At 54.8% G+C, this 26,210-nt stretch carries 18 protein-coding genes and 1 pseudogene; 6 read left to right on the top strand and 13 right to left on the bottom strand.

Going from position 1 to position 26,210, the window contains the following annotated elements:
- Position 1: 1 nt before the first annotated feature.
- Positions 2-931 carry a histone deacetylase family protein gene (locus tag Poly59_RS26620; RefSeq protein WP_146537147.1) on the top strand — a complete coding sequence of 310 codons (930 nt, stop codon included), beginning with the start codon at positions 2-4 and terminating at the stop codon, positions 929-931.
- Positions 932-1,024: 93 nt separating this feature from the next.
- Here Poly59_RS26620 and Poly59_RS26615 read toward each other — a convergent pair whose 3' ends face one another.
- The 5 genes from Poly59_RS26615 to Poly59_RS26595 all read right to left on the bottom strand — a co-directional run bounded on the left by Poly59_RS26615 (position 1,025) and on the right by Poly59_RS26595 (position 6,226).
- The gene (locus tag Poly59_RS26615; RefSeq protein WP_146537146.1) at positions 1,025-3,094 is read right to left on the bottom strand and encodes a glycogen debranching protein; all 2,070 of its coding nucleotides are present in this window, start codon (positions 3,092-3,094) and stop codon (positions 1,025-1,027) included.
- On the bottom strand, positions 3,087-3,374 hold the full coding sequence (locus tag Poly59_RS26610) for a hypothetical protein (RefSeq protein ID WP_146537145.1): 288 nt from the start codon (positions 3,372-3,374) through the stop codon (positions 3,087-3,089). Before Poly59_RS26610 ends, Poly59_RS26615 begins: the two co-directional genes overlap by 8 nt.
- The gene (locus Poly59_RS26605) at positions 3,374-4,426 is read right to left on the bottom strand and encodes a class I fructose-bisphosphate aldolase (protein WP_146537144.1); all 1,053 of its coding nucleotides are present in this window, start codon (positions 4,424-4,426) and stop codon (positions 3,374-3,376) included. The genes Poly59_RS26610 and Poly59_RS26605 overlap by 1 nt, the downstream gene beginning before the upstream one ends.
- A gap of 223 nt (positions 4,427-4,649) precedes the next feature.
- Positions 4,650-5,762, bottom strand: coding sequence for a 4Fe-4S dicluster domain-containing protein (locus Poly59_RS26600; RefSeq protein ID WP_146537143.1), 1,113 nt, complete (start codon positions 5,760-5,762; stop codon positions 4,650-4,652).
- A complete protein-coding gene (locus Poly59_RS26595) occupies positions 5,759-6,226 on the bottom strand; it encodes a Crp/Fnr family transcriptional regulator (protein WP_186776540.1) in 468 nt (155 codons plus the stop codon). The genes Poly59_RS26600 and Poly59_RS26595 overlap by 4 nt, the downstream gene beginning before the upstream one ends.
- 444 nt (positions 6,227-6,670) lie before the next feature.
- On the opposite strand from Poly59_RS26595, the gene Poly59_RS26590 reads away from it, so the two are divergent.
- Positions 6,671-7,855 (top strand): hypothetical protein, encoded by a 1,185-nt coding sequence (locus Poly59_RS26590; RefSeq protein ID WP_146537141.1) that lies wholly within the window; start codon positions 6,671-6,673, stop codon positions 7,853-7,855.
- A 7-nt stretch (positions 7,856-7,862) separates the two neighbouring features.
- On the opposite strand, the gene Poly59_RS26585 is transcribed toward Poly59_RS26590, so the two are convergent.
- From Poly59_RS26585 to Poly59_RS26565, 5 genes are all read right to left on the bottom strand, one after another.
- The gene (locus Poly59_RS26585; protein ID WP_146537140.1) at positions 7,863-8,615 is read right to left on the bottom strand and encodes a PEP-CTERM sorting domain-containing protein; all 753 of its coding nucleotides are present in this window, start codon (positions 8,613-8,615) and stop codon (positions 7,863-7,865) included.
- A gap of 65 nt (positions 8,616-8,680) precedes the next feature.
- The gene (locus Poly59_RS26580; protein ID WP_146537139.1) at positions 8,681-16,171 is read right to left on the bottom strand and encodes a choice-of-anchor Q domain-containing protein; all 7,491 of its coding nucleotides are present in this window, start codon (positions 16,169-16,171) and stop codon (positions 8,681-8,683) included.
- 198 nt (positions 16,172-16,369) lie between these two features.
- Positions 16,370-17,194: an anti-sigma factor gene (locus tag Poly59_RS26575; protein WP_146537138.1), complete on the bottom strand. Its 825-nt coding sequence runs from the start codon at positions 17,192-17,194 to the stop codon at positions 16,370-16,372.
- Entirely contained in the window at positions 17,191-17,787 is a 597-nt protein-coding gene (locus tag Poly59_RS26570; RefSeq protein WP_146537137.1) for a sigma-70 family RNA polymerase sigma factor, read from the bottom strand. Before Poly59_RS26570 ends, Poly59_RS26575 begins: the two co-directional genes overlap by 4 nt.
- Before the next feature lie 7 nt (positions 17,788-17,794).
- Positions 17,795-18,454: a hypothetical protein gene (locus Poly59_RS26565; protein WP_146537136.1), complete on the bottom strand. Its 660-nt coding sequence runs from the start codon at positions 18,452-18,454 to the stop codon at positions 17,795-17,797.
- 439 nt (positions 18,455-18,893) lie between these two features.
- Between Poly59_RS26565 and Poly59_RS26560 the strand changes: the two genes are divergently transcribed.
- The 4 genes and pseudogenes from Poly59_RS26560 to Poly59_RS26545 all read left to right on the top strand — a co-directional run.
- A complete protein-coding gene (locus Poly59_RS26560; RefSeq protein WP_222436175.1) occupies positions 18,894-20,561 on the top strand; it encodes a hypothetical protein in 1,668 nt (555 codons plus the stop codon).
- Positions 20,558-21,925 (top strand): DUF1800 domain-containing protein, encoded by a 1,368-nt coding sequence (locus Poly59_RS26555; RefSeq protein ID WP_146537134.1) that lies wholly within the window; start codon positions 20,558-20,560, stop codon positions 21,923-21,925. The genes Poly59_RS26560 and Poly59_RS26555 overlap by 4 nt, the downstream gene beginning before the upstream one ends.
- A gap of 18 nt (positions 21,926-21,943) precedes the next feature.
- Positions 21,944-23,179, top strand: a complete 1,236-nt coding sequence (locus tag Poly59_RS26550) for a DUF1501 domain-containing protein (protein ID WP_146537133.1) — start codon at positions 21,944-21,946, stop codon at positions 23,177-23,179.
- Positions 23,180-23,319: 140 nt separating this feature from the next.
- Positions 23,320-23,442: pseudogene (locus tag Poly59_RS26545) on the top strand (transposase); the annotation flags it as partial.
- A gap of 180 nt (positions 23,443-23,622) precedes the next feature.
- Here the strand turns inward: Poly59_RS26545 and Poly59_RS26540 are convergent.
- The 3 genes from Poly59_RS26540 to Poly59_RS26530 all read right to left on the bottom strand — a co-directional run bounded on the left by Poly59_RS26540 (position 23,623) and on the right by Poly59_RS26530 (position 26,170).
- Positions 23,623-24,339 carry a ZIP family metal transporter gene (locus Poly59_RS26540; protein ID WP_146537132.1) on the bottom strand — a complete coding sequence of 239 codons (717 nt, stop codon included), beginning with the start codon at positions 24,337-24,339 and terminating at the stop codon, positions 23,623-23,625.
- Positions 24,336-24,731 (bottom strand): DoxX family protein, encoded by a 396-nt coding sequence (locus Poly59_RS26535; RefSeq protein WP_146537131.1) that lies wholly within the window; start codon positions 24,729-24,731, stop codon positions 24,336-24,338. The genes Poly59_RS26540 and Poly59_RS26535 overlap by 4 nt, the downstream gene beginning before the upstream one ends.
- 308 nt (positions 24,732-25,039) lie before the next feature.
- Entirely contained in the window at positions 25,040-26,170 is a 1,131-nt protein-coding gene (locus tag Poly59_RS26530) for an alkene reductase (protein ID WP_146537130.1), read from the bottom strand.
- Positions 26,171-26,210: the final 40 nt, after the last annotated feature.

Genomic DNA, 26,210 nt, shown 5'->3' with positions numbered 1-26,210 from the left:
GATGACTCTGCTCTATTTCGATCCAATCTTCTTGGAACACCGCACGGGTGACCATCCGGAAAGCCCCGACCGAATCTTACCGGCTATCGATCAACTAAGCTGCACTGGCCTTGGTGCCGCTTACCAACGTCCGGCTTGGCAGCCGGTATCGACTGATCGTTTGGCGTACGTTCACGACGAAGACTACATCAAATCCGTTCAACAGTATGCCGACGCGGGCGGCGGTTACCTTGACTCCGACACGGTAGTCAGCAAGCGATCCTATGAAGCCGCTATCCACGCGACGGGCGCCGTTTGCGACGCGACCGAGCGGGTGATTCGAGCCGAAGACACCAACGCGTTTTGCTTGGTCCGTCCCCCCGGTCATCACGCCATGCCCGATCATGCGACGGGCTTTTGCCTTTTCAACCATATCGCAGTCGCGGCGCGAGTTGCCACGAATGAACTGGGCATTGATCGAGTCTTGATCGTTGACTTTGATGTTCATCACGGAAACGGCACGCAGGCGACGTTCTATGACTCGGGTGACGTCGGGTATTTCTCTATCCACCGTTCGCCGTTTTATCCAAACACTGGATTCGCTAGCGACATCGGCGAGGGTAACGGTCGCGGTATGACGATGAACGTGCCGATCAGGTTTGGTGAATCCCGTACCGATCAGATCGATCGGTTTCGCCAAACAGTGAACAGCTTTGCCGATCACGTCCAGCCACAGCTTGTGATGGTGAGTGCCGGCTTCGACGCGCACAAAGAAGACCCAATCGGTTCACTAGGCTGGGAGAGCGAAGACTTTCGCACCGTCACACGGTTGCTGCTGGATATTGCGTCGAAGCATGCATGCGGTCGTTTGGTTAGCGTCCTCGAAGGAGGCTACAACGCCGAGGCAGTTGCGGAATGCATCGCTATTCATTTGGAAGAACTAGGAGGCTAAGCAGCGTTTCGACCGATCAAACAATCCCATGCCCTCTTAGCAACGCCATTACGAACCATTCAGCCAAGACCACCAGCGGCAAGCGAGGTTCGATCACCGCATCAATACTACAACGCTGTGTCCAGCAACTGAATACGTCGTATCATCAATGATCGTGCTGTCCGACTCATTGACAATGTCGTTCGGGCTGGGCAACGATGTTTCGATCACGCGTCGCCATGTCCCGGGGCTACCTTCTTGGATACCAAACGTTGCCGCGTCGTCGCCGCCGTTAATCATCACGTAGAGATCCGAATCTCGCTCCGTTGCGCCGTGTAAGCTATACGCTAAACATGTCGAGCCTGGTGACAGATCGACTAAGTGATCCGTTCCATACCATTTGATGTCATCTCGCCAGAACCGGGACCGGCAAATCGATGGATGAGCCTTCCGGAACGCGATCATCATTCGAACAAACCGCAGCATATCGTGATTCGTTTCGGCTTGGCGCCAATCCAGCCAATTGGTTTCGTTGTCTTGGTTGTACGGATTGCTGTTGCCATTCTGCGTATTCAAGAATTCGTCGCCCATCCGAAACATTGGCGTACCAGCCGACAACATCAACAAAGCAAAGAAGTTCTTCACGCGTTGCTTTCTGTTTCGCAAAACATCAACCGGAACATCTTTGCAACCTTCCCAACCACAATTGCAACTGAATTCGCTTGCACCGTCCGTGTTGTTCTCTCCATTGGCCCAATTGCTTTTTGTCGCATAGGAAACCAAATCAGCTATCGTGAAACCGTCGTGCGAGGCGATGTAGTTGACGCTTTGGTAGGGACGGTAGGCGAACATGCGATCGTCGGGGAACAAGTCGCAACTTCCATAAACCCGCGTCATCAACTCACCAACCATTCCGCGATCACCGCGGACGAATCGCTGTAAGCACTCCCGAAAGTTTGCATTCCACTGCATCCACTGCATACCGGGAAAGCTCTTGCCGAGCTGGAACGTGCCTGACGCATCCCACGGTTCGGCGATCAAACGAACACAAGCTAGTTCATCCTCGGCGCCTATTTGCCCGATGATCGGTGGGTCATCCGCGTTGATGTTGCCCTCGGTATCACGCGTGAAGATCGATGCCAGATCGAATCGGAATCCGTCGACATGCATGACTTCGACCCAATATCGCATGCTATCAACCACTAGCCGCCGAACGGTTCGATTGGCCGTATGCAGAGTATTGCCCGTTCCGCTGTGATTAGCGAATGGATGAAGTTGATCGCCCGACGCAACATAATACGTACTGTTATCGATGCCTTTGAAACTGTACACCGGACCATGGTCGTCACCTTCACAAGTGTGGTTGTAGACAACGTCTAAGATCACTTCGATTCCCGCCGCATGCAGTTCTTTCACCATCGTGCGAAACTCATCCCGTTGCCGGCACATTTGCGGATGGCTGGTGTATCGATGATGCGGCGCAAAGAGCGCAAGTGGCATGTAGCCCCAGTAATTTCCATCATCGGGGTCGAATTGAAACACAGGCATTAACTCTACTGCGGTGACTCCGAGTTCCACCAAATACGGAATCTTGTCACAGACGCCCAAGAACGTTCCTCGCCTGGCCGAATCGACATCGGAGCTCGCGTGCTGAGTGAACCCGCGGACATGGAGTTCGTAGATGACAAGATCCGAATCGTGACGCGGCCGAACATCATCGCCCCAATCAAAATGGCATTGGCCATGTGGCAACCAACCGAGCGCCGCCCTTCCGGCGTTCGAACCCGGCCTGCGCGCAGCCTCACGACTGAATCCGACGGGGAAATGAACCGCGTGAGCGTACGGGTCAAGCAGGATCTTTTCGTAGTCGAAACGATGAAACTCGAACGCTTCCCCTGGCGGCGGTCCGTCGATCTGATACCCATAAAACGTCGCGCCGTCGACTTCGGCAGAGCTTAGACGGCAATGCCAAATTGAGCCCGTTTTATGACGCAGATAGTCAAATTCGACGCGAACAATCGGATGCTGTGTTTCATCATCCGCGAACAGCAGCAGCGTCACACGATCGGAATGCTTGGAATAGATCGCAAAGTTAAACGCATCGTCTTCGGCGACAAAGGAAACGCCGAGCGGAAAAGGTGATCCTTCTTGCGACGCCCAGCTCGGACGATTGGGACTACGCATGCGAGTGACTGAACGTCGGCGGATCGCTAGCCGGGAAACTCTCGCGACCGGCTTCGTCAATCAGTTCTTCATTGTGTTGCCGCAGCGTTTGACTGTCTCTCCACTTGTTTGCCAACTGTGCCGCCGCGCGAACGCAGTCGAGATATTCCGTATATCGTCCCGGCGGTTCTTGATGACGAAAATTAAAAACTTCGTCCTCCGATCCACCAAGATGGTTCGCGACGACTGCAAGACGTTCACAAAGTTCTTGCCACTGAGATTCGATAAATGCGTTCTTCATTAGGCCACCGTAATCTTATTGTCCAAATACACATCCTGAATTCGGTTCAGCAACTCGATGCCCTCGACCATCGGACGCTGAAATGCTTTGCGACCCGAAATCAGGCCCGTTCCGCCGGCTCGCTTGTTGATGACGGCTGTCGTGACGGCCTCGGCAAGGTCCGACGCTCCAGACGAGGCTCCACCGGAGTTAATAAGCCCGGCGCGCCCCATATAGCAGTTCGCGACTTGATAGCGGCACAAGTCAATGGGATGGTCCGTCGTCAGCTTCTCGTAAACCAGCGGTGATGTTTTTCCAAACTTGATCGCGTTGTACCCGCCGTTGTTCGTTGGCAGTTTCTGCTTGATAATATCGGCCTGCAGCGTCACGCCTAAGTGATTGGCCTGCCCGGTCAAGTCTGCGGAAGTATGGTAGTCCTTGTCTTTCTTAAATTCGCTGTTGCGAAGGTAGCACCACAACACGGTTGCCATACCAAGTTCGTGAGCATGCTCGAAGGCATCGGCAACCTCGACAATCTGACGTCGCGATTCGGCGGATCCAAAGTAGATTGTCGCACCGACGGCCGCCGCGCCCAGATCGTAGGCTCGATCAACACTGCCGAACATGACTTGGTCATAGATATTCGGATAGGAAAGCAATTCGTTGTGGTTGATCTTGACCAAGAACGGAATTCGATGCGCGTACTTTCGCGATACCGATCCAAGAACTCCGAAGGTAGACGCAACCGCATTGCAACCGCCGTCGATCGCTAAACGCACGATGTTCTCGGGATCGAAGTAGTCCGGGTTGGGCGCGAACGAAGCACCCGCCGAGTGCTCGATTCCCTGGTCGACTGGCAAGATCGAAACATAACCGGTTCCCGCCAAACGACCATGACCGAATATGCGTGCCAAGTTGTTGATCACCCGTTGATTACGATCCGTGTTGCAAACAATGCGTTCTAAAAAGTCGGGTCCCGGAACGTGCAGCTGTTCCCGCAAGATCGTCTTGCAATCGTGCTCTAGTAATGATGCGGCGTTCTCGCCAAGCAGATCAACAATCGAATCGGACATCTCACAACTCCCTAGTGCAATATAGGCGTTTTGGCCTGCGTGACGCGTCAGCGGATGCCTCCCGTAAGACAATCACTCGATGGCTCGTCGCAGAAGATCTCAGCTGCAAATCCTGGTCCGCTGGCTGCAGCGTTTTCTTCATTTCAGTTACAATGAAAGGTCGATTGGCTTTTGATTGATATTGTGTCCCGCCCGTCCAAGCCGTTCGCGTCGTCAGTGACAATCACTGGGGCTCGTCCCGAATTGACGCGACTTCTTCGGTCAGATCGATTCCCACCGGGCACCAAGTGATGCAGCGACCGCAACCGACGCAGCCCGAGACGTCGAATTGGTCCTGCCACGTCGCAAGCTTGTGCGTTAGCCATTGGCGGTATCGACTTCGTACGTCTGCACGAACGGTTCCCCCAGCCGTGTAGCTGATCCCCATGTTGAAGCAGCTATCCCACTGCCGGACGCGTGAGACTTCGGTTTCCGCCAGATTCGACACTTCTTCCACACTGCTACAAAAACAAGTTGGGCACACCATCGTGCAGTTCGTGCACGACAGACATCGCGTGGCGACTGCGTTCCAGTGTGGATGGTCCAGATTGCCGAGTAGTAGGTCGTGAACATCGTCGGTCTCGAAACGCTTAGAAATTTGCTGCCTCGCGTTTTCAGATTCTTCCTTGGCGTGGTCGGTTTGAGCCGCCGTGGCAACCGTCGTTGGCAATTCGCCAACCAGTTGTTCGCCGCGGGTCGAGCCGGGTCGGATCACATAGCCGGACGGGGTTTCGGTTAGCAACAGATCAAAACCGCTCTCACATTCCGGCCCCGTCCCCATCGAAGTGCAAAAGCAAGTGCTGGCCGCAGTCGAGCAATTGACGGCCACAATCAACGCGGCCGATCGACGACGCTTGTAGGCCGCGTCGACATATTGGTTGTCGCGAAAGACTCGGTCCTGCACCGCGATCGCAGCTAGATCACAAGCTCGCACACCCAGCAGTGCGATACGTGGTGTCGGCTCCTCGGGTGTCTCGAACTTCCATCCATCACCGGCAAGTTTTGCAGTTCCGATTTCGGACGTTGCCGGAAAGAAGAACCGTTTCCACGAGTCGGGACTGCTGTTAAATCGGAAACGCTGTTGCGACTGCGTCTTTTGAATTCGGTAGACCGCGGGCTCCTGATGATCGGACCATCCCTGCGGAAGCGACTGCACGTCGCGGATACTCCGGTACACAATCGCGTTCTGCTCGATTGTGGGCCCGACAACATCAAAACCTTGCTGTAACAATGCATCGACAAGACTCTGCAGATCACCGAGCTTCAAGAAATGAGCCAATGGTTGCGTCGCGTTCATTGGTCACACTCGCTCGGGTGGCTAAAAAGGTCGAGTAACTGCAACCGGGTTGCCAACAAACGACTGGCCAATTGTTTGGCGACATGAGTCATGATTTGATAACCGATCTCGTGATTCGACTGGCAGAGTTCGCGTAGTTCGTTAGCGTCAAAGGCCAGCAACTCAACAGGGCTCGTCGCGGTTGCCGTCGAAATCATGCGGCGATTGCCGAGCATCGTGGACCACGCCAACAAATCAGCTCGGCCGAGTGTTAATAGTGACATTGGGGCTGTGCCGCCCGTGGTCATTTCAAGCGCCACGCTGCCATCGACAATCCAGTAAACCCATGAGTGCCGCTCGCCTTCGCGAAAGACCGTTTCGCCCTCCGCTAGCCTTATCAACCGGCCGTGGTTGGCAATGGTCTGCTGATCCACCTCGGGTAAGTCGCATCCAAGTTGAACGTCCCGCAATCGACTTGGCGTCACTGGCTCATTGACCACTAGGCCCCCCCTCGGATCATCCCCGTGCAAATCGCAACCGTGTTCCCGAGTACTAACTCGCATTCGCCAGCAAAACGCCGATCGGAAGCGTTGCTATGCTTTGTTCTCAACAACTCGATTGCTGGAATATCCCCATCGCAAAAGAGATACCAAACCGAGAACGGATCAAAGTGCGGCTGATTGAGTCTACAAGTGAGCTTAAACGCGCGCGTCGCCGTGCCTGCATGCACACAACTAAGCATTTGGTCCGAACTGACACAAACTGGGGGACCTTCGAAACAACCAGACGCACGTAGTTAGCGACGCGATGGTAAATTGGACAATTCCGAGTCTTGCTTCGGACAACAGCATTGGGCCAATCGTGGCTTACAATCGCCAAATGTTCATCGCTGTTTGACTTGAATGAACAGTCCCTCTGGAAAGGTATCGATGAAAATCAACCGATGTTTTCTACCTTTGGCCTATTGCGTCATCGGCTTGCTTTGGTTTGCAGCAGACGACGCGATCGCCCAAACCGCTACAGCGACACTGGGTTCCGATCCCACTTCGCTAGCGACCGAGCCAAACTCAAAACGCCCAGGATCGGCAAATCGAAAAAACCCTCGCAGCGGTGTCGCGAAGACGTTTGAAGTACATCCCGGTTGGAACGCCGACCGTTTTCCGGATCACGCGATGTGTTACCAAACCCCCGATCAAATCGCTGCAACGTTGCTTGGGTCTGGCAAGACTGACATGCCACCCGTGACATCGCTGACCAAACCGACCGATGGTTCCCTCCGCATCGTTGCCACAGGACATAGCTTCATGACGCCGGGCTTCAGCACGCTGCCTGCGATTGCCAAAGCGGCAGGATTCGAACAACAGGGGCTGCTAACTCATGTCGGGGGAGGGATGACTGGAAGTGCCCGTTACAAATGGGAACAGGAAAACGGCATCTTTCAATTCGATCGCAAGCCAACGCCCAAATTGCTCAGCTCGATCGCCGGCGCAAAATGGGATGCGATGATGTGGGGGCCGTACTACAACGATCGTCCAGAGTACTACTCGTGCTGGATCGACTTCTGTCTGAAGTACAACCCCGACATGAAGTTCTACATGGCTGATGCCTGGCCACAACTCGAACAGCTTTCTCCTACCCCGCGGCGCGAAGAAGAACTGACCACCGAAGTGGTTACAAAGATGCACCAAGAGAAACGCGACAACTACCGAAGCATCATCGACCAATTAAATAAACGATACAACGACCGCGTGTTCGTGCTGCCAACGTCGCTTGCGATGGTGTTGGCAGTCGAAGCGTTCCACCGTGGCGAATTGCCGGGTGTCGAGGGAGTACACTCGGTGTTGGGCGGCAAAGAAAGGTCGCTTTGGCGAGATAGGCTTGGTCACCTTGGTCGCGGCATGGAAAAACTGGAAGGTTATGTCTTCTACGCAACCTTGTACGGTCGATCGCCCGAGTTGATGAACACGACCGCCGAATCGGCCCACAGCACAGACACCTATCCAAGCCCCGCACTCGACAAGGTGTTTCGAAAGATCGCCTGGCAAGCCGCCGTGGGCGACCCACTATCGGGAATCGTCGACAAAGACGACGATGGGATTTCCGACAACCGATAACGCACGCTCAAATCGTCTTGCTTCTACGACGGCGATTTCGGCGGATAAAGCATATTGCAAATGAGGTCCCGATCGCCAGAGTCGTTGACGGTTCAGGCACAGCGGAAATGACCGAAGGGTTGATCGCACCAAAGCTGTCAATGAACGGATTCCCATTGAACGTGCTGCTTGACGCAACATCGCTCGCATTGATGTCGAAGACTTGACCGTTTGGAGGATTATTGATGGCGTACCAATTGCCCACTGATGCATCACGAAAGACGAGTTGAGGTTGATCGCCCGTGAAAGCGAAGTCCTGACCGCCAAGCTGTGAACCGTACAATCGGGAGAGGTCCGTCATCGAATCGGCGATTCCAATTGCATCTTGGATTCCTACCAAACGACTTAGGTTGTCGGCGATACCGTCGTCGTTGGTATCAATGTCAGTAGGCCCCGCTGATTCGTCGTAATCTTCGACAAGGACAATCGTATGGGAGGGATCGAGCAAATCACCGATCGTTGAAACGAGCAACCCGTTGGGATCAAATGTTCCCGATATTCTTGAAACCGTGTCGACTGTCCCAAACCTATTCGACTCACCACCGATTCCCAATACGAAACCGCTGAAGCTCATTCCCGGCAGTCCGCTCAACTCAATTCTCTGCTGAAGACCATCGATGCCGGGCTGGTCAGGCGCAAACTCGCTGATGATTGCGGCTTGTGATGGTGTTGCAAATAGGACGATGGCTCCCAAGGCCAATCCACTCAATAATCGTGGCATTTAAAAACTCTTCTGTTGATTGTAAATAATGTGACTTAATCTGGACCTCGCTCGCTCGTCTCGATTTATCTCGCTGCCCGTGCAGTGAAGGCGTCGTTCGCCAACTGTTGCAAAAGCAAGTCATCGATCACCCGACGACGTTGCTCGAGCACCGATTCGATTGGGCTGAGCATCTCGGTATCCTGTTGAAGATCCGCTACTTCACCGATGTCGGTTGCTGTTTTTGATCGTCCGATCGAGTTGAGAATCATCAGGGCATCGATAGCCGTGACTCGGCCATCGCCGTTCACATCCAAGTTGGTGGATGCGACTACTTCCGCACCGGCCGATTCGCCTGCTGCGGATGATTTGTTGCGGCCGAGGAAGTTGATGACTTGCAAGGCGTCGAGTGCGGTGACGGATCCGTTGCCGTCGACATCACCTACCGGGACGACAACCGCATCCAGCGATCCGGCCAAGCTTGATTCGTACGCGCCGCTGTCGGCACGCGATCCCTGAGGTCGGGCGACACCACGTTGATCGACGGCAAGCCCTGCATTGTTCCCGTTATTGATCGCAGGACTTCCGGGCAGCAACGCATGTGTCATCGTCGGTCCGCCGTTGCTTGCGAGCGGAGCGAGACGGGCAGTCCCTCCAATCACATTATTCCCAGCGTCCGAAAAGGCTCCGTTAACGTTCGCGTCTGTCGCCCCCATGTTGCCAGACACAATCGTCGAGCCGATGGTGACCGCGCCACCCGCGATGCTCAATCCGCCGCCGATGGTTGCTGTGTTCATTCCGACGGTAACGCTGGTCATCGTCACATTGCCGCCTTCAGTTCGCAGGCCTCCTCCGGATGCCGTGGTCGCTCCGCCACCGTTCGCACGATTTCCACTGATCGTAGAGTTGGTAAGAACGACATCCCCAGTCGCCGAGTCATTGAAGATGCCACCGCCATCACCCGAACTGTTCCCAGATATCGTTGAACGATCAATGGTCATCACGCCCGTTGAATTCCAAAGTCCACCTCCTTCATTCGCAGCGTTGTTTCCTGAGACCGTTGATTGACTAATCGCGATATTTCCAGCACCGGTGACGTGAAGACCGCCGCCGTTACCGGGTGAAGAGAACAGTGCGCCTCCACGACCGGCAGTGATCACGCCAGCGTTGTTGCGGTCAAGCGTGACTCGGCTGAGCGTGATGCTGTTCCCGCTTGCGACGGTGCCCGACGCAACTGAGTTGTCTTCGATGCCGCCACCTGCTCGGCTAGCAACGTTTGTTGAAATTTCCGTATCGGCGATCGTGATGACACCGCCGCTGACGTTTAGAATCCCGCCTCCGCTACCGGACGCTCCATCGGCAAAGTTGGACAAGATGATCGAGTCGCTGATATCGACCACGCCGCCGTTGTTGAAGATTCCGCCGCCACCTTTGTTCGCCGCCGCACCGAGCGCAGTGTTGAGCTGGATCAACGTGCCGTTACGAACGGTCAATTTGCTGCCGGATTGATTCCAAAGCCCACCACCTTCACTGGCGGCGACGTTGCCTGACACGATACCGTTGTCAATCGTGACATCAGCGATTCCACTGACGTGCAGTCCACCGCCATTGCCTGGCGAGGGAGTCCCGCCACTTGCGTCTCCATTGACATCGTTGCTAATGAGGTCGGTGTCGATCAACGTCACCGTTCCCGCGATAACCTCGATTCCTCCGCCAGCCCGGTTCGCACCGTTTGACTCGAAGGTGCTGTTTGTAAGCGTGACCGATCCGGCCACACTCAGCAAACCACCACCGCTACCAGACGTACCGCTCGCAATATTATCAGTAATGCTCGTCGCGTTAACATCAACGGATCCACCGTCGTTGTAGATCCCGCCGCCACCGCTATCGGATGCTGCGCCCCCGGCAACATTGCCTTGAATCGTAACACCAGTGACCGTTAAGGTTCCCGCGACCGAGTTCCAAAGACCGCCGCCCTCGTTAGCGGCAAAGTTGTTGCTAGCGGTTCCGCCGGTAATCGTGACTAGGCCTGGACCGCTGACGTGCAACCCGCCTCCGTTACCAGGATTTGCACGAAATCCGGTCGCCTGACCAACGGCGTCCGCTCTTAGAAACTCCAGTGAATCAAATGGTAACGCCGCCCCGTCGATCCGGATATTATCCAACAACCCGTTGAATGGGTTTTGTGCCAAGAACTGCCGATTCGCCCCGATAAACAACGGAAGCGTTTCTGCATTGACCGCTCCCGCGTTGATCGTGAACGTATCTACCAAGGTCAATCCATCATCGACAGTGCCTTTGTAGAACTTGACATTGTCGGTCGCGATGCTTCCGTCATAACTGACGGCGAAGTACACATACTGGCCGACTTCGGTGTAGACCTGTGACGATTCGCGAGTTTGTCCATCGACAGTGAGTTGCAACGTGCCGGCGTCGGTTCGGCTACCACCTCGCAATCGAAAACCTGCGTTGGTCGATCCATTTTCGAACAAACTGTCCTGCAACCCGATGCTCTGTGCGGTCGATGGCAACATGTACCAACCTGACAACGTGAACGCGTCGAGCGTATCAATCGCGTCAAAGTCGGCTGCGTGCTGGCCGTGACTCACATTTGAGAATTGGTTGCCGGCGTTTGAATTGTCAAATGCGCGATCGGTTGGCAATCCAGACACGCCGGTCCCTGCAGCACTATGCAGGTCCGCGGGCATCGTGCTGTTGTTGGCGTTGAAGTTAAGAACCGGATTTCCGTTGGCATCGGCGGCCATTCCCGTCGCCAATGCGGTAGTTCCCGTTTCGTTGAAGTTGTAGGCCAACAACGGTGCGGGGATGTTCGCACCTGCCAAACTAAGATCGAGACCCGCACTGTTTTCGTCCAAGTTGACATCGGTGAGCGTCGTGACCGCAGCACCGACGGTTTCAATTCCGCCACCAGCGCGAACCGCGATATTACCAGTGATCGACGTGTTGGTCGCTGTTAGCATTCCGGCGTTGTTTAGAATGCCACCACCACTTCCTGACAAACCGTCCGCCAAATTGTCCTGGATGACCGTTTCTGTCAGGACAAGCGTCCCGCCATCGCTGTAGATTCCGCCACCACCCTGATCGGCCGCGTCACCCGATGCGATGTTACCGGTGATCATGACCATGTCGACGGTCAACGTCCCGGTCGCGCTGTTCCACAATCCACCGCCTTCGCCCGCAGCGGTGTTGTTCGCAACAGAGGATCGTCGTAGGGTCGCGTCGCCCGTTGCCGTGATGTGCAATCCGCCACCGTTGACACCGGCCGAGTTTGAATCGATCGACAACGGAACTTCGCTGCCCGATTCAAAACCTTGATCGATCGTGATCTGTCCGATCACCTCAAAGCCTCCGCCAGCGCGGCCGGCCCTGTTGCCTTGAACCAATCCGCCAAAGTAGGTTCCGGTACCACCAGAGGCAACCAAAATCCCGCCTCCGTTGCCCATCGGACCTGATGCCGAGTTGTTGATCAGATCGTTGTTACTGATCTCGTTGTCCGACGCTGTAAAGATTGCTCCACCGCCAAGTCCAGGTGCGTTTCCGCCCGCACTGTTGCCGGAAAACGAGCTATCCGCCAAGAACAATGAACCGCCTTCGGTTGCAATCGCGCCTCCATTGACTGTTGCTGTGTTGTTGCTGAAGACACTTCGATCGACACTGGTATCGGGGAAATCGCCATCACCAAAGATGGCTCCGCCGAACATGGCATCGTTACGATCGAACGTTGAATCAAGTACCGATAGGAATCCCCCATCGCTGTTCCAGAATCCGCCGCCCTCGTTCGCCGCGGAATTCTTGGTGACCTCGGCATCCGCGACAACAGTGAAACCAAAACCCGATTGATACAAGGCACCGCCATTGACGCCAGCAAAGTTGTTGTCGAAGTCGGTACCAACGCTGCTAAAGAAACCGCCATTTTCAACACCACCGCCCGCACGCGCCGCACGGTTATTGCTGATCATGCCGCCGTCGGTCGAGAAGTCAGCGAATCCCGGCGCGAGCACGCCGCCGCCGTCTGCTGTGCCTTCGATCGCTGTATTGCCGGTGATGTTAGTATTCGTCAACACCGAGAACCCAGCCGCGAAGATGCCGCCACCGCCGGTTCCTGCCAACGAGGCGTTCGCAGCGTTCGAATCGACGATGCTGTCACTAATTGTCAAATTCTGAAACGACGACGGACTGGCTTCGCTGTAAATACCACCGCCACTTTGTCCTGCGTTGTTGCCTGTCACATTCACATCAGTCAGGACCGTGTTGCCACCGTCGCTGTAGACACCACCGCCATCAGTTGCCGAGTTCCCCTGAATCAGGGTGCCATCAACAATCAGGTTCCCGCTGCCACTGTTCCACAGACCGCCACCGTCGCCTGCCGCTAAGTTTCCGCTAACCGAACCGTCGTTAATACGTACGACTGCATTACCGGAGATGTGAAGTCCACCACCGTTGCCCGGATTTGCGGCGATCGTTATGTCCAACCCGGTCGCAGCGAAGCGTCGTGATTCCAGCTCGCTTACCGAAACCGCCGAACCGTCAATGCGGATGTCATCGAGCAGGCCGTTGAACGGATTCAGCGTCAATCCACTAGTGCGAGTCACACCGATTGATAATGGAACAGTCTCCTGATTGACGACACCCGCATCGAGCGTCAACGTATCAACCAGCGTCACTCCACCGGCAATCGTGCCCTTATAGAACTTGACGTTATCAGTCGACTTGGTGCCGTCGTAGGAAACGGCAAAGTAAACGTACTGACCAATCTCGGTATAGGCGGCCGATGACTCAATGGACCAATCGCGATTGACTCTCAGTTCCAGTGTCCCTGCGTTGGCAACCGGACCGCCTCGCAGCCGAAAACCACCTGGTGCGTCCAAAGTCGAAATCGTGCCATTCTCGATCAATGCATCTTGCCGCCCGATGCTTTCAGTCGCCGTTGCAGGCAACATGAACCAACCCGACAACGTGAACGCGTTCAATCCATCGATAGCGTCGAAATCAGCAGCATTTCGACCGTGACTGGCCGTCGTGATTCCGGTGCTGTTGGTGTTGTCGAATGCAAAGTCGCCTGGCTTTCCAGACACGCCACTTCCGGATGGCCCGCGAAGATCCGCCGGATTGCCACTGTTGTCAGTAAACAACAACGCAGGGGCACCAGCAACCGACGCCGACCCTGAGGCCACGGCCGAAGATCCAAGATCATCAAACAAATACGCCAGCAAAGGTCGGAACGCTGAACCACCATCGCTGGATACGCCGGCATTGTTACCATCAAGGACAACATCGTTGAGAGTCGTATCCGACCCTGCCGAGGACTCGATTCCGCCACCAGCCCGATTGGCAACGTTGCCCGTAATCATCGAGTCCGTGATCGTTGCTGTCCCGCCAAAGTTGAAGACGCCGCCTCCGCTGCCGCTTGTTCCGCCAGCTCCGTTGGACGCGATCGTCGCGTTGGCGATGACTATCGTGCCGCCGTTGTTGAACACGCCCCCACCGCCGTCATCTGCCGCAGGTCCACTCGCGATGTTTCCTGTGATGGTGGAGCCATCGACTGTCAGAGTGCCTTTGTCGTTCCACAGTCCACCACCCTCACGCGCTGCAACGTTGCCGCTGACAACACCGCCGACGACGGTCGTGTCGCCGGTTCCCGTCACGTGCAAGCCGCCGCCATTCCCAGGCGCGGCGGTGCCAGTGGGACCAGCCACATTGTCGATCAAGCTTGTACCATCCAGACTGATCCTTGCACCACCTGCTGATTCGATGCCGCCGCCCGCTCGGTTTGCAATGTTCGATGACACGACGGTATCGAACAACATTACCCGGCCTGCGACGCTCAGCACGCCGCCACCGCTGCCTGCGATTCCGTTTGCCACATTGTCAGCTAACGACGAACCGCTGACGACCACGATTCCGCCTTCGTTGTAGACTCCACCTCCGCCGTTGTCGGCAGCATCGCCCGACGCGACGTTACCAACAACGCGAGTGTTCTCGACGATCAAAGTTCCCGATCCGTTCCAAAGTCCGCCGCCTTCATTCGCGGCGATGTTTTCGCTTATCAGGCTTTCCGCAATCAACGCGTTCGCTGAGCCCGTGATGTGCAAGCCGCCACCGTTGCCGGGCGCTGCGGCTGTGGCGTCATCGTCGACTACGCCCGCGTTGTTGTCACTCAGTTCGACACCAAGCAGCGTTAGAGCGTTGCGAGACGATGGGGAGGTTGCCAGTTCGATTCCTCCTCCGGCGCGACTTGCCACGTTACCGCTGATTTCCGTATCAACGGCGCTCACTTGAGCGGTACCGAGTGCCAGAATTCCGCCACCCGATCCGGATTCGCCAGCCGAAAAATTGCCGGCGATCAATGAATGATCGATTGAAACTGTGCCGCCACGCGTTGCGACGCCACCGCCGCCGCCCGCTGCGCCTGTTGTTGCATTGTTTAGGATGCGCACGTCACTTAAGACCAGCAGACCACCGTTATTGAAGATGCCACCGCCACCCTGAGTGTTGAGCGCACCACCAGCACGATTCCCGGCAACGAACGCATCGCCGGTGACAGTCATGGTTACGCCGCTCTGATTCCAAAGCCCGCCGCCTTCGGTAGCAGCCATATTGCTAAGTACGCTGCCGCCCGTAACCGTCACAAGCGTCGGGGTTGTTCCGCCGTCGCCAGTTACGTGTAATCCGCCGCCATTCCCCGGTGACGCCGAACCGGCTGGACCGGCGATGTTCCCTTGATTCTGGGAAAGCCCGCCCAATGTTACATCACTCAGCAGCAATGACCCCACCACCAACTCGATGCCGCCGCCAGCGCGGTTCGCAACGTTGCTCTCGATCTTGGTGTTGCGAATGACAACGTCGCCCGACGCGCTGAACACTCCACCGCCCGAGCCGCTCGCTCCGCTGGCCACGTTACCAACGATCGAGCCACCCAGAATTGTCAAAGTCGTATCCGAGCTGAAAATGCCGCCACCACCTTGACTGGCCGCCGCGCCGGTTGCCAAGTTGCCAACAACATTGACGGTGTCCAATGTCACGCGGCCTGAACTCGCCAACAACAATCCACCGCCAACTTCTGCCGATCCACCAGTGATCGTCAAATCCCGAAGCGATACGTCGCTTGCTCCCATCCCAACATTCAGAACGCGGCTCAATCCCGCACCATCAATCGTGATTGACGACGCATCACCACGCGAGATACTCAGCGAATCAGAAATCACTAATTCGGAACCGTCCAACAGAATCGTTGCGTTCCCAAGCGAAGATGAAAATCGAATCGTGTCAGTCGCTGTTGCACCCGGTTCGCCCGCAGCGACGTCACCGACCGCCGAGTTTGTATTCGCCGCTTGGATCGCTTCTCGCAGACTAACGAATCCATCGTCGGCGATCGTGTCAGCGACCGTATCGACCAAGTAACTCGTTAGTAGACGGCGGGCTTCGAGTGATTCGCAATGCAGCGATCGACGACGGGCCGTTGGCGCTGACCGCTTGGTTGATTTGCGACCAGCCTTGGTCGATCGCGAGCCACTTGTCTGAGCGGATTGATTGTTTCTTCGGCGTAGGAAAGTCATGGTTGCTCGAATCTTGTTTGTTAATGCCGCACCGACGCTGGCAATCAGCCATCGGTTTTGGGTAAAGCACAAGAAGTACGAGCAGCCGCTGTTCGGCAGATTCCAAAAAACGAGAATAATCGAAAGAAATGGTTCAAGCTGTTCGGCGGCGGAACTGCCATCCAACTCAAAGCAAAGCAAATCGGCTGAGAAACAGCGTTAGAGAGACTTGCCTTTCAGACCACTGATCGTGTCGCTTACCAGCGCAACGTTTCGTTCAAATGACCTCGTCGCGTCCGACGATTCGATCGCGATCGCGGTGTGCGCGATCGGAGACTTCGTCACGGGAATGTCAATCACTTTCCCATAATGGTTATTGCTGAGATGGTCGAGTCGCCCGCCCGAAATCCACTCGCCGCTGGTCGTCACAAACCAAAGCGTGTAGTCGTGTGTATCCCGCATTTCCACATGGACGTGAAGTTGTCTTGCATCGAAGTCAACCACCATGCTGCCAGTCGCTCGACCTGGTTGGTTTGGTTCGCGGAAAGAAACTAGTTGCGTCGAATCCAGGCTCTTCTTAAAAGCAGCCTCGCCCGCTAGATCGGATTTCAAGGGTGGCGATGGGTCGGCCGAGGCAAGGTCACTCGCCGCACGATCGTCTAGCGCTGGATCGATCGTGGCCCTCAGCGTCAGCAGCATCAAGCCAAATCCGCATGCAACCGCAAGTACGCCAGCCGCAATCTGTTTCGCAGTGAAACGAGAGGACATCGCCAAGCCAACTTGATTCGCGACTTCATGCGACAAACCGCCTGGCGGCTGATCCGATTCGATCGCAGCGGCAACTTTTTCCCATGTTGAACTTTCGGGCGACCGAAGCTCGGTGTCCTCGATGAGGCAATCGATGGATTCGTTCAGTCCGGCAAATTCCTCACCGCAGGCAACGCAGCCGCCCTCCAAGTGCTCAGCGATCGACTGTGCAACTGACGGATCCAATTCCCCCAGGACATACAGCTCAAGTCGTTGTTGGCAAAAATCACAATTCACTGGATCAACCAATCATCTTTTGTGGCTGTTAGGCGTTCTCTCAACTGAACCAAACCTCGTCGAATCCGTGTCTTGACTGTTCCCAGAGGAATCCCTAACCGGATCGAAATGTCCACATGAGTCAAGCCAGCAAAGAAAGCTAAATCTAACGCTTCACGCACGTCATCTGGCAGCGTTTGTGTCGCTTCTCGTAAACGCATCGATCGGTTCTTATCGAAAAGCTGTTCGGACGGGTCAAGCTCCGTTTCACTACGGTTTTTTTGCAATGATAGTTCTTCACCGGCTGTTCGCTGCGCGGTGGCACGCCCTCTTTCCGAACGCATCAAATCCCTGGCGCGGCTGCGAGTCAGCAATAATAGATAAGTACGGGCAGAACCTCGCTGTGGATTCCACGCAGATGGATTTCTCCAAATTTCCCAGAAAACAGTCACCAAAACAGTCTCGGCGTCACACTCTTGGCCACACACTCGATGCGCGACCGTAAACACCAAATTTCTGTATCGATCATGGAATGCCTGCAAGCTCGACTTATCGCCGGCACGGACTTGTGCGATCAATTGCTCGTCAGTTAGTGGCGGCGTTTCCATTCCCATTCAAACACTATTCTTCGACGCCGGAACTGTTGACGGCCGAAACGTCCGCAACAAAAACAGGATACACGCCATCAGTCATCCAACATTTGCTTGAATCATCGTCTGGTTGACGTCCGTCCATGGTAGTTGCTTCGGCAAGTAACGGACCAGATGTTGAGCCGTTCGGTCGATAGCGAGAGAGCAGGAATTCGAATGCATAGGCTTGATCATCCACAGCGATAATCGTGGCCATCACGGCAGCTTGCCCATCGATCACTTTGGCGCGTCCAATCATGGCGTTCTGGTGACCTAAAAGGGGGCGATAAGCGTCGTCGCGAATCAGTTCCGCAAACCGACTTAACGGCCCAGTATTCATTCGATTCTCAGGCGAAGCCAAACTGAAGCAAACGATCAGCCGCTCGGGCCGCTCCGCGGTTTCTTGCAGCGACTCCAACTGCAACCGAACAACATCCTCTGGACTCAGGGATGGATTAGCGACGGTGGGATCAAAGTCATGCGTGATCGTTACCGGTTCGGCCACTTCTAGGTTTCTCGCGGAGTCAAAATTCAATGTTGATGGCTTCAAGAAACGTGGCGATGCAAAAAACCAAATCAGCGCCAACAGAGCACCGATCGCAAGCCCCCCCAACCCAATGATACGCCGGCGCCTCTTGATGTGTCGTTCCATTGATTCCTTCTTTTAAGACAATCGTCTTGTCCGTGATAGCCAAAGCTTGCGCTGGACAATGTACCAGAACAATCCGGCATACACTGGGGAAACCATGCACCTGAACATGGTCCATTCAAGTTGAAGGCGTTTGGAGATCACTTCTGACGATGCGCAAGTTGGATGCGGAATGAAAGTTTTCACGGCTGCGATAGCCGCCGGTATGCGATTGGTCGCTCCCGAGAAAAGATACGCACCGATACAAATACGTTTCCCGGTCAAACGAATAGACTATCGAATCCGAGTACCGCCCCCATCACAGAATTTACAAATGACTCACCATTTCAGTTTGTCTCGAAGAGCCCCGGCGTGCCTACTGGTCTTTGCCTGTTCCTTCGCTTCGACATGTGGTTCGTACGCCGAACCACCGCGGGGTGCGAATTGTTTGGCAACCGATTTGTTGCCTCGTTCGACAGTAGCTTTTGCCGAAGTTTCGGACTTGGGTAGCATCCTTGAAACAATAGTTGATCATCCACTGCGTTCAAAACTCGAAGCGTTGCCGGCTTACGACACGTTGATGCAATCGGGCGGTTCAGAAAAACTGCAAATGGGGCTGCGTGCGTTTGAAGCGAGCATGGGAAAACCGTGGCAGCAGGCTCTTGGAACGCTTAGCGACCGTGGCATCACCGTCGCATTGGATTCAGCAAATGGCGGCGCAGCGGTCTTAGTTCATTCCTCGGACACCCAACTACTGGAACGATTTCGCGGTTTCGTGCTGGCACTCCGGCAAATGCAAGGTGGAACAGCCAAACAGGGCGACTATCGCGGCTTCATAGCCGACATGGTCAGCGATAAATTGAAAATGGTTAGGATGCATGACTGGTTGCTACTTACGAACAATTCAGAACTCGGCAAAGCGATCATCGACCAATACCTCGACCGAGCCGACCAGACACTGGCAACGAACCCGAGCTACGTTGCGGCAAAGAAGGACATCGCGTCAGTTGACCTCGATCACCGCGCTGTCACAGCGTTTGCGGACATCAAGGCGCTGCGTGATTTGGGATTTGCCAAAGGAGTTTTCAAAGACAAGGTCGATAACATCATTGCCGAGATCGTGTTAGGCGGTTTGCTGGCAAACATTCGGAACACGCCGTATGTGACCGCGCAGGCAGACCTCAGCAGCACAGCAGTATCGCTTCGATTGGGAGCGCCGCACCAACGTGACTGGGAGTCGCCTCGCGAGTACTTCTTTGGTGAACCAGAACTTGCCATCGCACCGCCGCTCTTGAATGTGCCGAATCAATTATTTGCACTTTCAACTCACCGAGATCTTTCCCAAATGTGGCTGCGTTCGGGTGACTTTCTGTCGGATCGTGCCAACGACCAAATCGCCGTTGCCGATACAACGCTGACCACAATTTTCTCAGGTCGCGACTTTGGCGACGACATTCTTGGTTCGCTCAAAAGCGACGTGCAACTGATCGGCGTGCAGCAAGACTTTACGGGCATGATGCCCCAACCAGCCATCAAGTTGCCATCGTTTGCGATTCAATTTCAGATGAAGAATCCCGACGAAACGCAGACGGAACTGCGACGAGTGTTCCAGAGCCTGATTGGGTTCCTGAATGTCACTGGTGCCCAGAACGGGCAACCGCAACTTGACTTAGGAATGGAAACCGTAGCCGATGCGAAACTAATCACGGCTAGCTACGTTCCCGACCGTGATAACGCGGACAGCCTCGACGAAAGAATTCAGTTCAACTTTTCACCCACCATTGCTTTCGCTGGCGAACGAGTCGTTCTCTCCAGTTCAACAGCATTGGCAAGGGAATTGGTCAAAACTGCTGTCGCAGAAGCGGCTGATGATGAAGACACGTCGAATACCACCGGCAAACTAGTTGCAACCACGTTGCAAGGCATTCTGAAAGCCAACCGTTCGCAGTTGGTCGCCAACAACATGCTAGAGAAAGGACACAGCAAAGAAGCGGCCGAAGGTGAGATCGACTTGCTGCTGGAACTGCTGGGGTTTTTAGACGACGTTCGACTGAACCTAGATATCACTGAATCGCAAATGGCGTTGGAGTTTGCGGTTCGCGTTATGTCGAATACCGAGACGCAGCAATGAGTGACACGGAATCCATGGACGCGGCTTGGGCATGGCAGCCGTTTCAGCCGTCTTCCGAACGACCTTGGGACCGATCGGCGGCAGCACACTTGTTCCGTCGTGCCGGGTTTGGCGTTGATCTGGCCGGCATAGACTCGGCAGTCAAACTCGCCCCTTCGGACGTGGTCATTGGACTGATTGCTCAAAACCAAGAGCCATCCGAGTTCCGGTCCACTGCCGACACGCTCGCCAAAGCAACTCTTGCGGGCGGTGACCCGAAGAAGTTGTCTGCGGCTTGGGTCTATCGACTGCTCAACACGCCGAACCAATTGATCGAGAAAGCGACGATCTTTTGGCACGGTCATTTTGCTACCGGAGCCGAGAAAGTTAAAGACGCAAGAATGATGTGGAACCAAAACCAGCTTCTGCGTGAACACGCGCTGGGGAACTTTGGCGAACTGGTTCACAAAATCTCGCAAGACCCAGCGATGCTGATCTACCTCGATTCAGCGGTCAATCGCAAGGCTCATCCCAACGAAAACTTCGCCCGCGAATTGATGGAATTGTTCTGCCTAGGCGAAGGAAACTACAGCGAAACTGACGTTCTGCAATTAGCACGATGTTTCACAGGCTGGGAAATTAAGAACAAGAGATTTCGCAAGAATCGCTACCAGCATGATTCGGAAGTCAAGAGAGTACTCGGGCAAAATGGAAATTTCGACGGTGAGGACGGTGTCAGAATCGTTTTGGAACAACCCGCAGCTCAACGGTTCGTCGTTCGCAAACTGGTTCGATTCTTCGTCAGCGATGAACCAAGCCCGACCGATGCGATGATCCAACCGCTAGCAGATCTATTTCGCGAAAATGATCTGCAAGTTGCACCGGTGATTCAGCGAATCCTTACTAGCAATGCCTTCTTTTCATCCATCGCGATCGGTCGCAAGATCAAGTCACCTGTTGAACTTATCATTGGGATGCTGCGAAGTCTCAATGGTACAACCAATACACCGTTAGTCGCTGAAGGCTTGCTGAACGTCGGCCAAGGGCTGTTCTATCCGCCCAACGTGAAGGGTTGGGATGGTGGCAGAGCTTGGATCAATTCGTCAACGTTGCTCGGACGAGCAAACTTGATCGCAGATGTCTTAAATGACGACGCGACTCTTTTTGACGGTAAGAGTCTGTCCAAATATTTGCGTGAACGCGATGTACGATCGCTTGATCAAGCCATCAACCACTTCGAGCACTGCTTGCTTGCGATTCCGCTAGACAATGCAACCAGATCACGACTGCTCGAAACCGCTACATCCCGATCTAGTGATCAAGATCGGCAAATGCGTTCATTGCTCCACGCCATCACTTCGCTACCCATTTGCCAACTGACGTAGACACCAGGATCCATCAAGATGCTGATTTCAACAAATCAAAATCGACGCCGTTTTTTACGGTCCTCCATCGGTGGTGCTGCCGCAATCGGAGTCGGTTCAGTGCTGCCAGAGTGTTTTGCCGAGGCTGCGACAGCGGGGAAAACGATGGACGATCGAGTCCTTGTTGTCGTGCAGATGTCGGGTGGTAACGACGGCTTGAATACGATCGTGCCGTACGCGGACGACGACTACCGATCTGCTCGTCCGAAGCTCTCGATCCCCAAAACCGATGTACTGAAAGTCGATGACGAAACGGGTTTGCATCCGTCAATGACGGGCATGCACAATCTACTGCAAGACGGTCTGTTTACCGTCGTTCGCAGCGTAGGCTATGAAAGGCCAAATCGTTCACATTTCGAATCGATGGACATTTGGCACACTTGTCGGCGGAAGGACGAACCACGCAGCGATGGATGGCTCGGTCGATTCCTGGATCGTCAACCGGCAACTTCTGGTGGTGATGTGCCCGCGCTGCACCTCGGTCGCGAACAACAGCCGATGGCAATCGCTTCGACGAAAATTCGAGTTCCAACAGTGAAGGAACTGGCAGAGTTTCAATTGCGAGGCGACGATAAACAGTCACTGCGTCGGTTGCTACAGAATCGTAAGACAGATAGTACAGAACAAGACAACGAATTGTTGCGTTTTCTGCAATCAAGCACCACGTCAGCAATATCCGCTAGTGAGCGTGTCGCCGAAGCGGCTTCAACTTACCGAAGTGACGTGAAGTATCCCCAAACCGATTTGGGCAACAAATTGCGAGTGGTCGCCCAGTTGATCGATGCACAGCTGACGACGCGTGTCTACTACCTTCAACACGACGGTTTTGACACGCACGCCCAGCAGGCTGCGACTCACGGAATTTTGTTGCGGCAATGGAGTGACGCGGTCAACGCGTTGGTTCGCGACTTAGAGGCTCACGACCATGGCAAACGAGTCTGTGTGATGACGTTCAGCGAGTTCGGTCGACGCGTCGCGGAAAACGCCAGCGAAGGAACCGACCATGGTGCTGCGGGGCCGATGTTCTTATGCGGTGGTTGCGTTGAGGCCGGAATCGTCGGCAAGCGTCCGAACTTAGCGGACCTGCAAGACGGCGACCTAAAACACGAATACGATTTCCGCCAAGTCTACGCGACTATCCTGGAAGATTGGCTCGGTACCGCCCCAACGCCAATCCTCGGCAATTCATACAAGTCACTACCGCTGTTCACATAGAAATGATTTGAAAATTCTGGCCTGTATTCGACTCCACATCCGATTCAATGAGCGCGTTTGCCGTACAAGGCGACGTGATTCTGACCGAGCGTCTACCTGCATCTGGAATTGCCCCGAAAATTTGAAAGTGGATCCGATCCATGAACAAGCGTCGAACATTCAACCGAGATTTCAGACTGGCCGCCGTCAAGAAAATCACCGAGCAGGGGATGTCGTACGCAGCCGTCGTCAAAGCCTTGGATATCCGTGAAACCGTCCTGCGTTGATGGAAGAAGAAGTTTGATGAAGAAGGGACCTTTCCGACCACCCCGCTAGTAGCCAGTCTGTCTCACTCGTCTCGATGAACGGCAACCGAAACGTAACAAACACAAATCACTCGGGCCATTCAAATTTCTCAACTTTAAAATCTTCTTCACGGCGTCATTCGGGGCCGAGAAATCAACTTACCTGACGATTAAGACTTGACCGACGACGCCGAGTAAAAATCCGAGCACGGCGCCAATTGCGGGGGCCCTTTGATTCTCGACCTTGGACTGCGGTGCCAAATCTTGGAACGTCAAATAGAGAATCCCGCTGGCGGCAAAGAGCATGATAAAACCAACGACTCTAGGGTAAGCCGACAGATGCTCGTAGCCTACCCATCCCGCCAGTGGCCCTAGCGGGATGCATGCCGCCAGTAACAAGACCAGTGCTTTCCCACCGATCTTCCCGTTCGCATTTAGCTCGCGGTACGCATTGAAGCCCTCCGGCAAGTTCTGCAGTGCGATCAAGACCGCCAGCAACGCGCCCGTTCTCTCCCCGTGCGCAAACGCAGCTCCCAACGCGATCGCTTCGGGGACGAAATCAGATAGCATCGCTAACAACTGGGCAATCGAACTCTTCGACCGCGCCAACAGGGTCTCCAAACCCCAGAACACAACAGCGCCTGCAACGAAGGCGGTCACGATCCAGCCCAGCGATAACTCCTTCACACCATCAGGCACTAGCACCAAAGCAACGGCCGAGATCAACACTCCGCCGCCGAACGCGATCACGCTATGACGAAACTCTTCTTCGATCCATTGAGGCGAAAGTCTCTCGAACATCGCAATCAAACCACCGATCGGAATGGCTGCACCCGCCATCGTCGTCAGCAAAAGCACCTGCGTCAGTTCGTTCACAATGCTGCCCCCACCGACTGCGTGGTGTCTGTTCGCTTTACTGCCGCCCACCAAACCCAAGCAATCAGCACGCCTTGAAGCGGCAACCGAGCCACCAAGGCCCAAAGCGGGATTGCCGGAAACTGGTCCGCGTTCATAAGCATATTAACGTTCGCCGGGAATACGGCGACAAGCAGAGCGATCAATCCCCACCCAGCCGCTCGCCGTAGCCGTTGATCTGCCAAGCCAACCCCACCCAGCACCTCAAACAATCCGGACAGGTAAACCAAAGCCATCGGCCAAGGCATATAGTCCGGCATGATCTTCAAATACACGCCCGGCGACGCAAAGTGAATGGTGCCGGCTGCGATAAAGAAGATAGCGAGGAGAACGATTGAGATTCGACGTAGCATTTCGCAAGGCCTAGGGAAAGCAACTGCAAGCGCGGCGATGTTAGCCGCGGTGGCGCGAATAATTTCACGAATTCGACTCGCTTTCAACCGTCCGTAGAAAGAATTGACGTTGCTCCGGTTAACAACCGAGCCACCTCAAACGCCAATTGAATCCGATAATCAAACCAACGAACGCGCTGGACCTGCGAATGTTTTGCGGCGAAAGAACTCGCTTAACAACGACAAAGTGCGCCAAGTGATTTCAACCTTAACGCGGTGCTAACATCCGAGCCGCAGACTTCATCACCTCGTCATCGCGCAGATCCCCTCTAACCCGTTGCGGTTGCACTCTTAGTTTCGCTCTCTTGATACGTTGGGAAATCGATGTAGCCCTCAGGACCAGGCGAGTACCAAACGCTTTGTGGCGCGACATCGTTGAGCGTCCAATTGTTTGCGAAACGCTCGACCAGATCGGGATTGCTGATGTAGGGTCTGCCGAATGCGACGAAGTCGGCTAGTCCGTCGGCGACCGCCTGTTCCGCCTGGTCTCGGTCGTAACCGCAGTTTGCCATCAACCGACCATGGTAGACTTCTCTGATGTCCTTCAACGTGATTGGCTCACCTAGTTCGTGAAACCCAAACGCGAGCCCATCGAGCACGTCGAGCCATGCGAGATTGGTTTCGTTAAGTTGCTTGGCGACGTAGAGAAACGTCTCGCGAAAATCTGGCGAACCCATGTCGTTGAACGAACCATTCGGAGAGATGCGCACACCGATTCGCGATGCGTCGAACACGGTCCGGACTGCGCCAAGAATTTCGCTCAGAAGACGATAGCGATTCTCGAGACTCCCACCATACTGATCCGTTCGATGATTCGTCTTGGATTGCAGAAACTCGTCCAAGAGGTAGCCGTTTGCCGAGTGGATCTCGACGCCATCGAAGCCGGCCGACTTCGCTCGCAGAGCAGCCTGCCGGTAGTCCTCGATCAAGCGCGGAATCTCATCGGTCTCCAAAGCACGCGGAGTTTCGTGCGGCTTCTTATCGCCCGACGGTGTATGAATTTTGTCACCCTCATGACGAATCGCCGAAGGTGCGACTGGAAGAGATCCGTCGTGGAAGTCACTATGTGATGCGCGGCCAGTGTGCCAGAGCTGTAGAAAGATGGGCGTATCCCTGTGCTGGTGCACTGCGTCGATTACAGGCTTCCACGCTTCGCCTTGCTTGTCCGTCCAAATGCCAGGTGCGTGGTTCCAGCCGACAGCTTCCGGAGAAATGAAAGTGCCTTCCGTGATGATGACTCCCGCTGATGCTCGCTGAGCGTAGTAGCGGGCCATCAACGGGTTAGCAGTCATAGTTTCGCCAGCACGACCGCGTGTCATAGGAGACATGACGACACGGTTGTTGGCGGTAAGTCCGTCCCAATTAAGTTCAGACAGCAGTTGAGGAGCGTGTTGGTTCATGAGTTTTTCTTTTAGATAGCGGAACAAATAAACGTAGATT

Source organism: Rubripirellula reticaptiva (assembly GCF_007860175.1).
In the GTDB taxonomy this organism is placed as follows: Bacteria; Planctomycetota; Planctomycetia; order Pirellulales; family Pirellulaceae; genus Rubripirellula; species Rubripirellula reticaptiva.
Note: the sequence above shows the minus strand (reverse complement) of the source record. Positions and strands in the feature narration are given on the sequence as shown.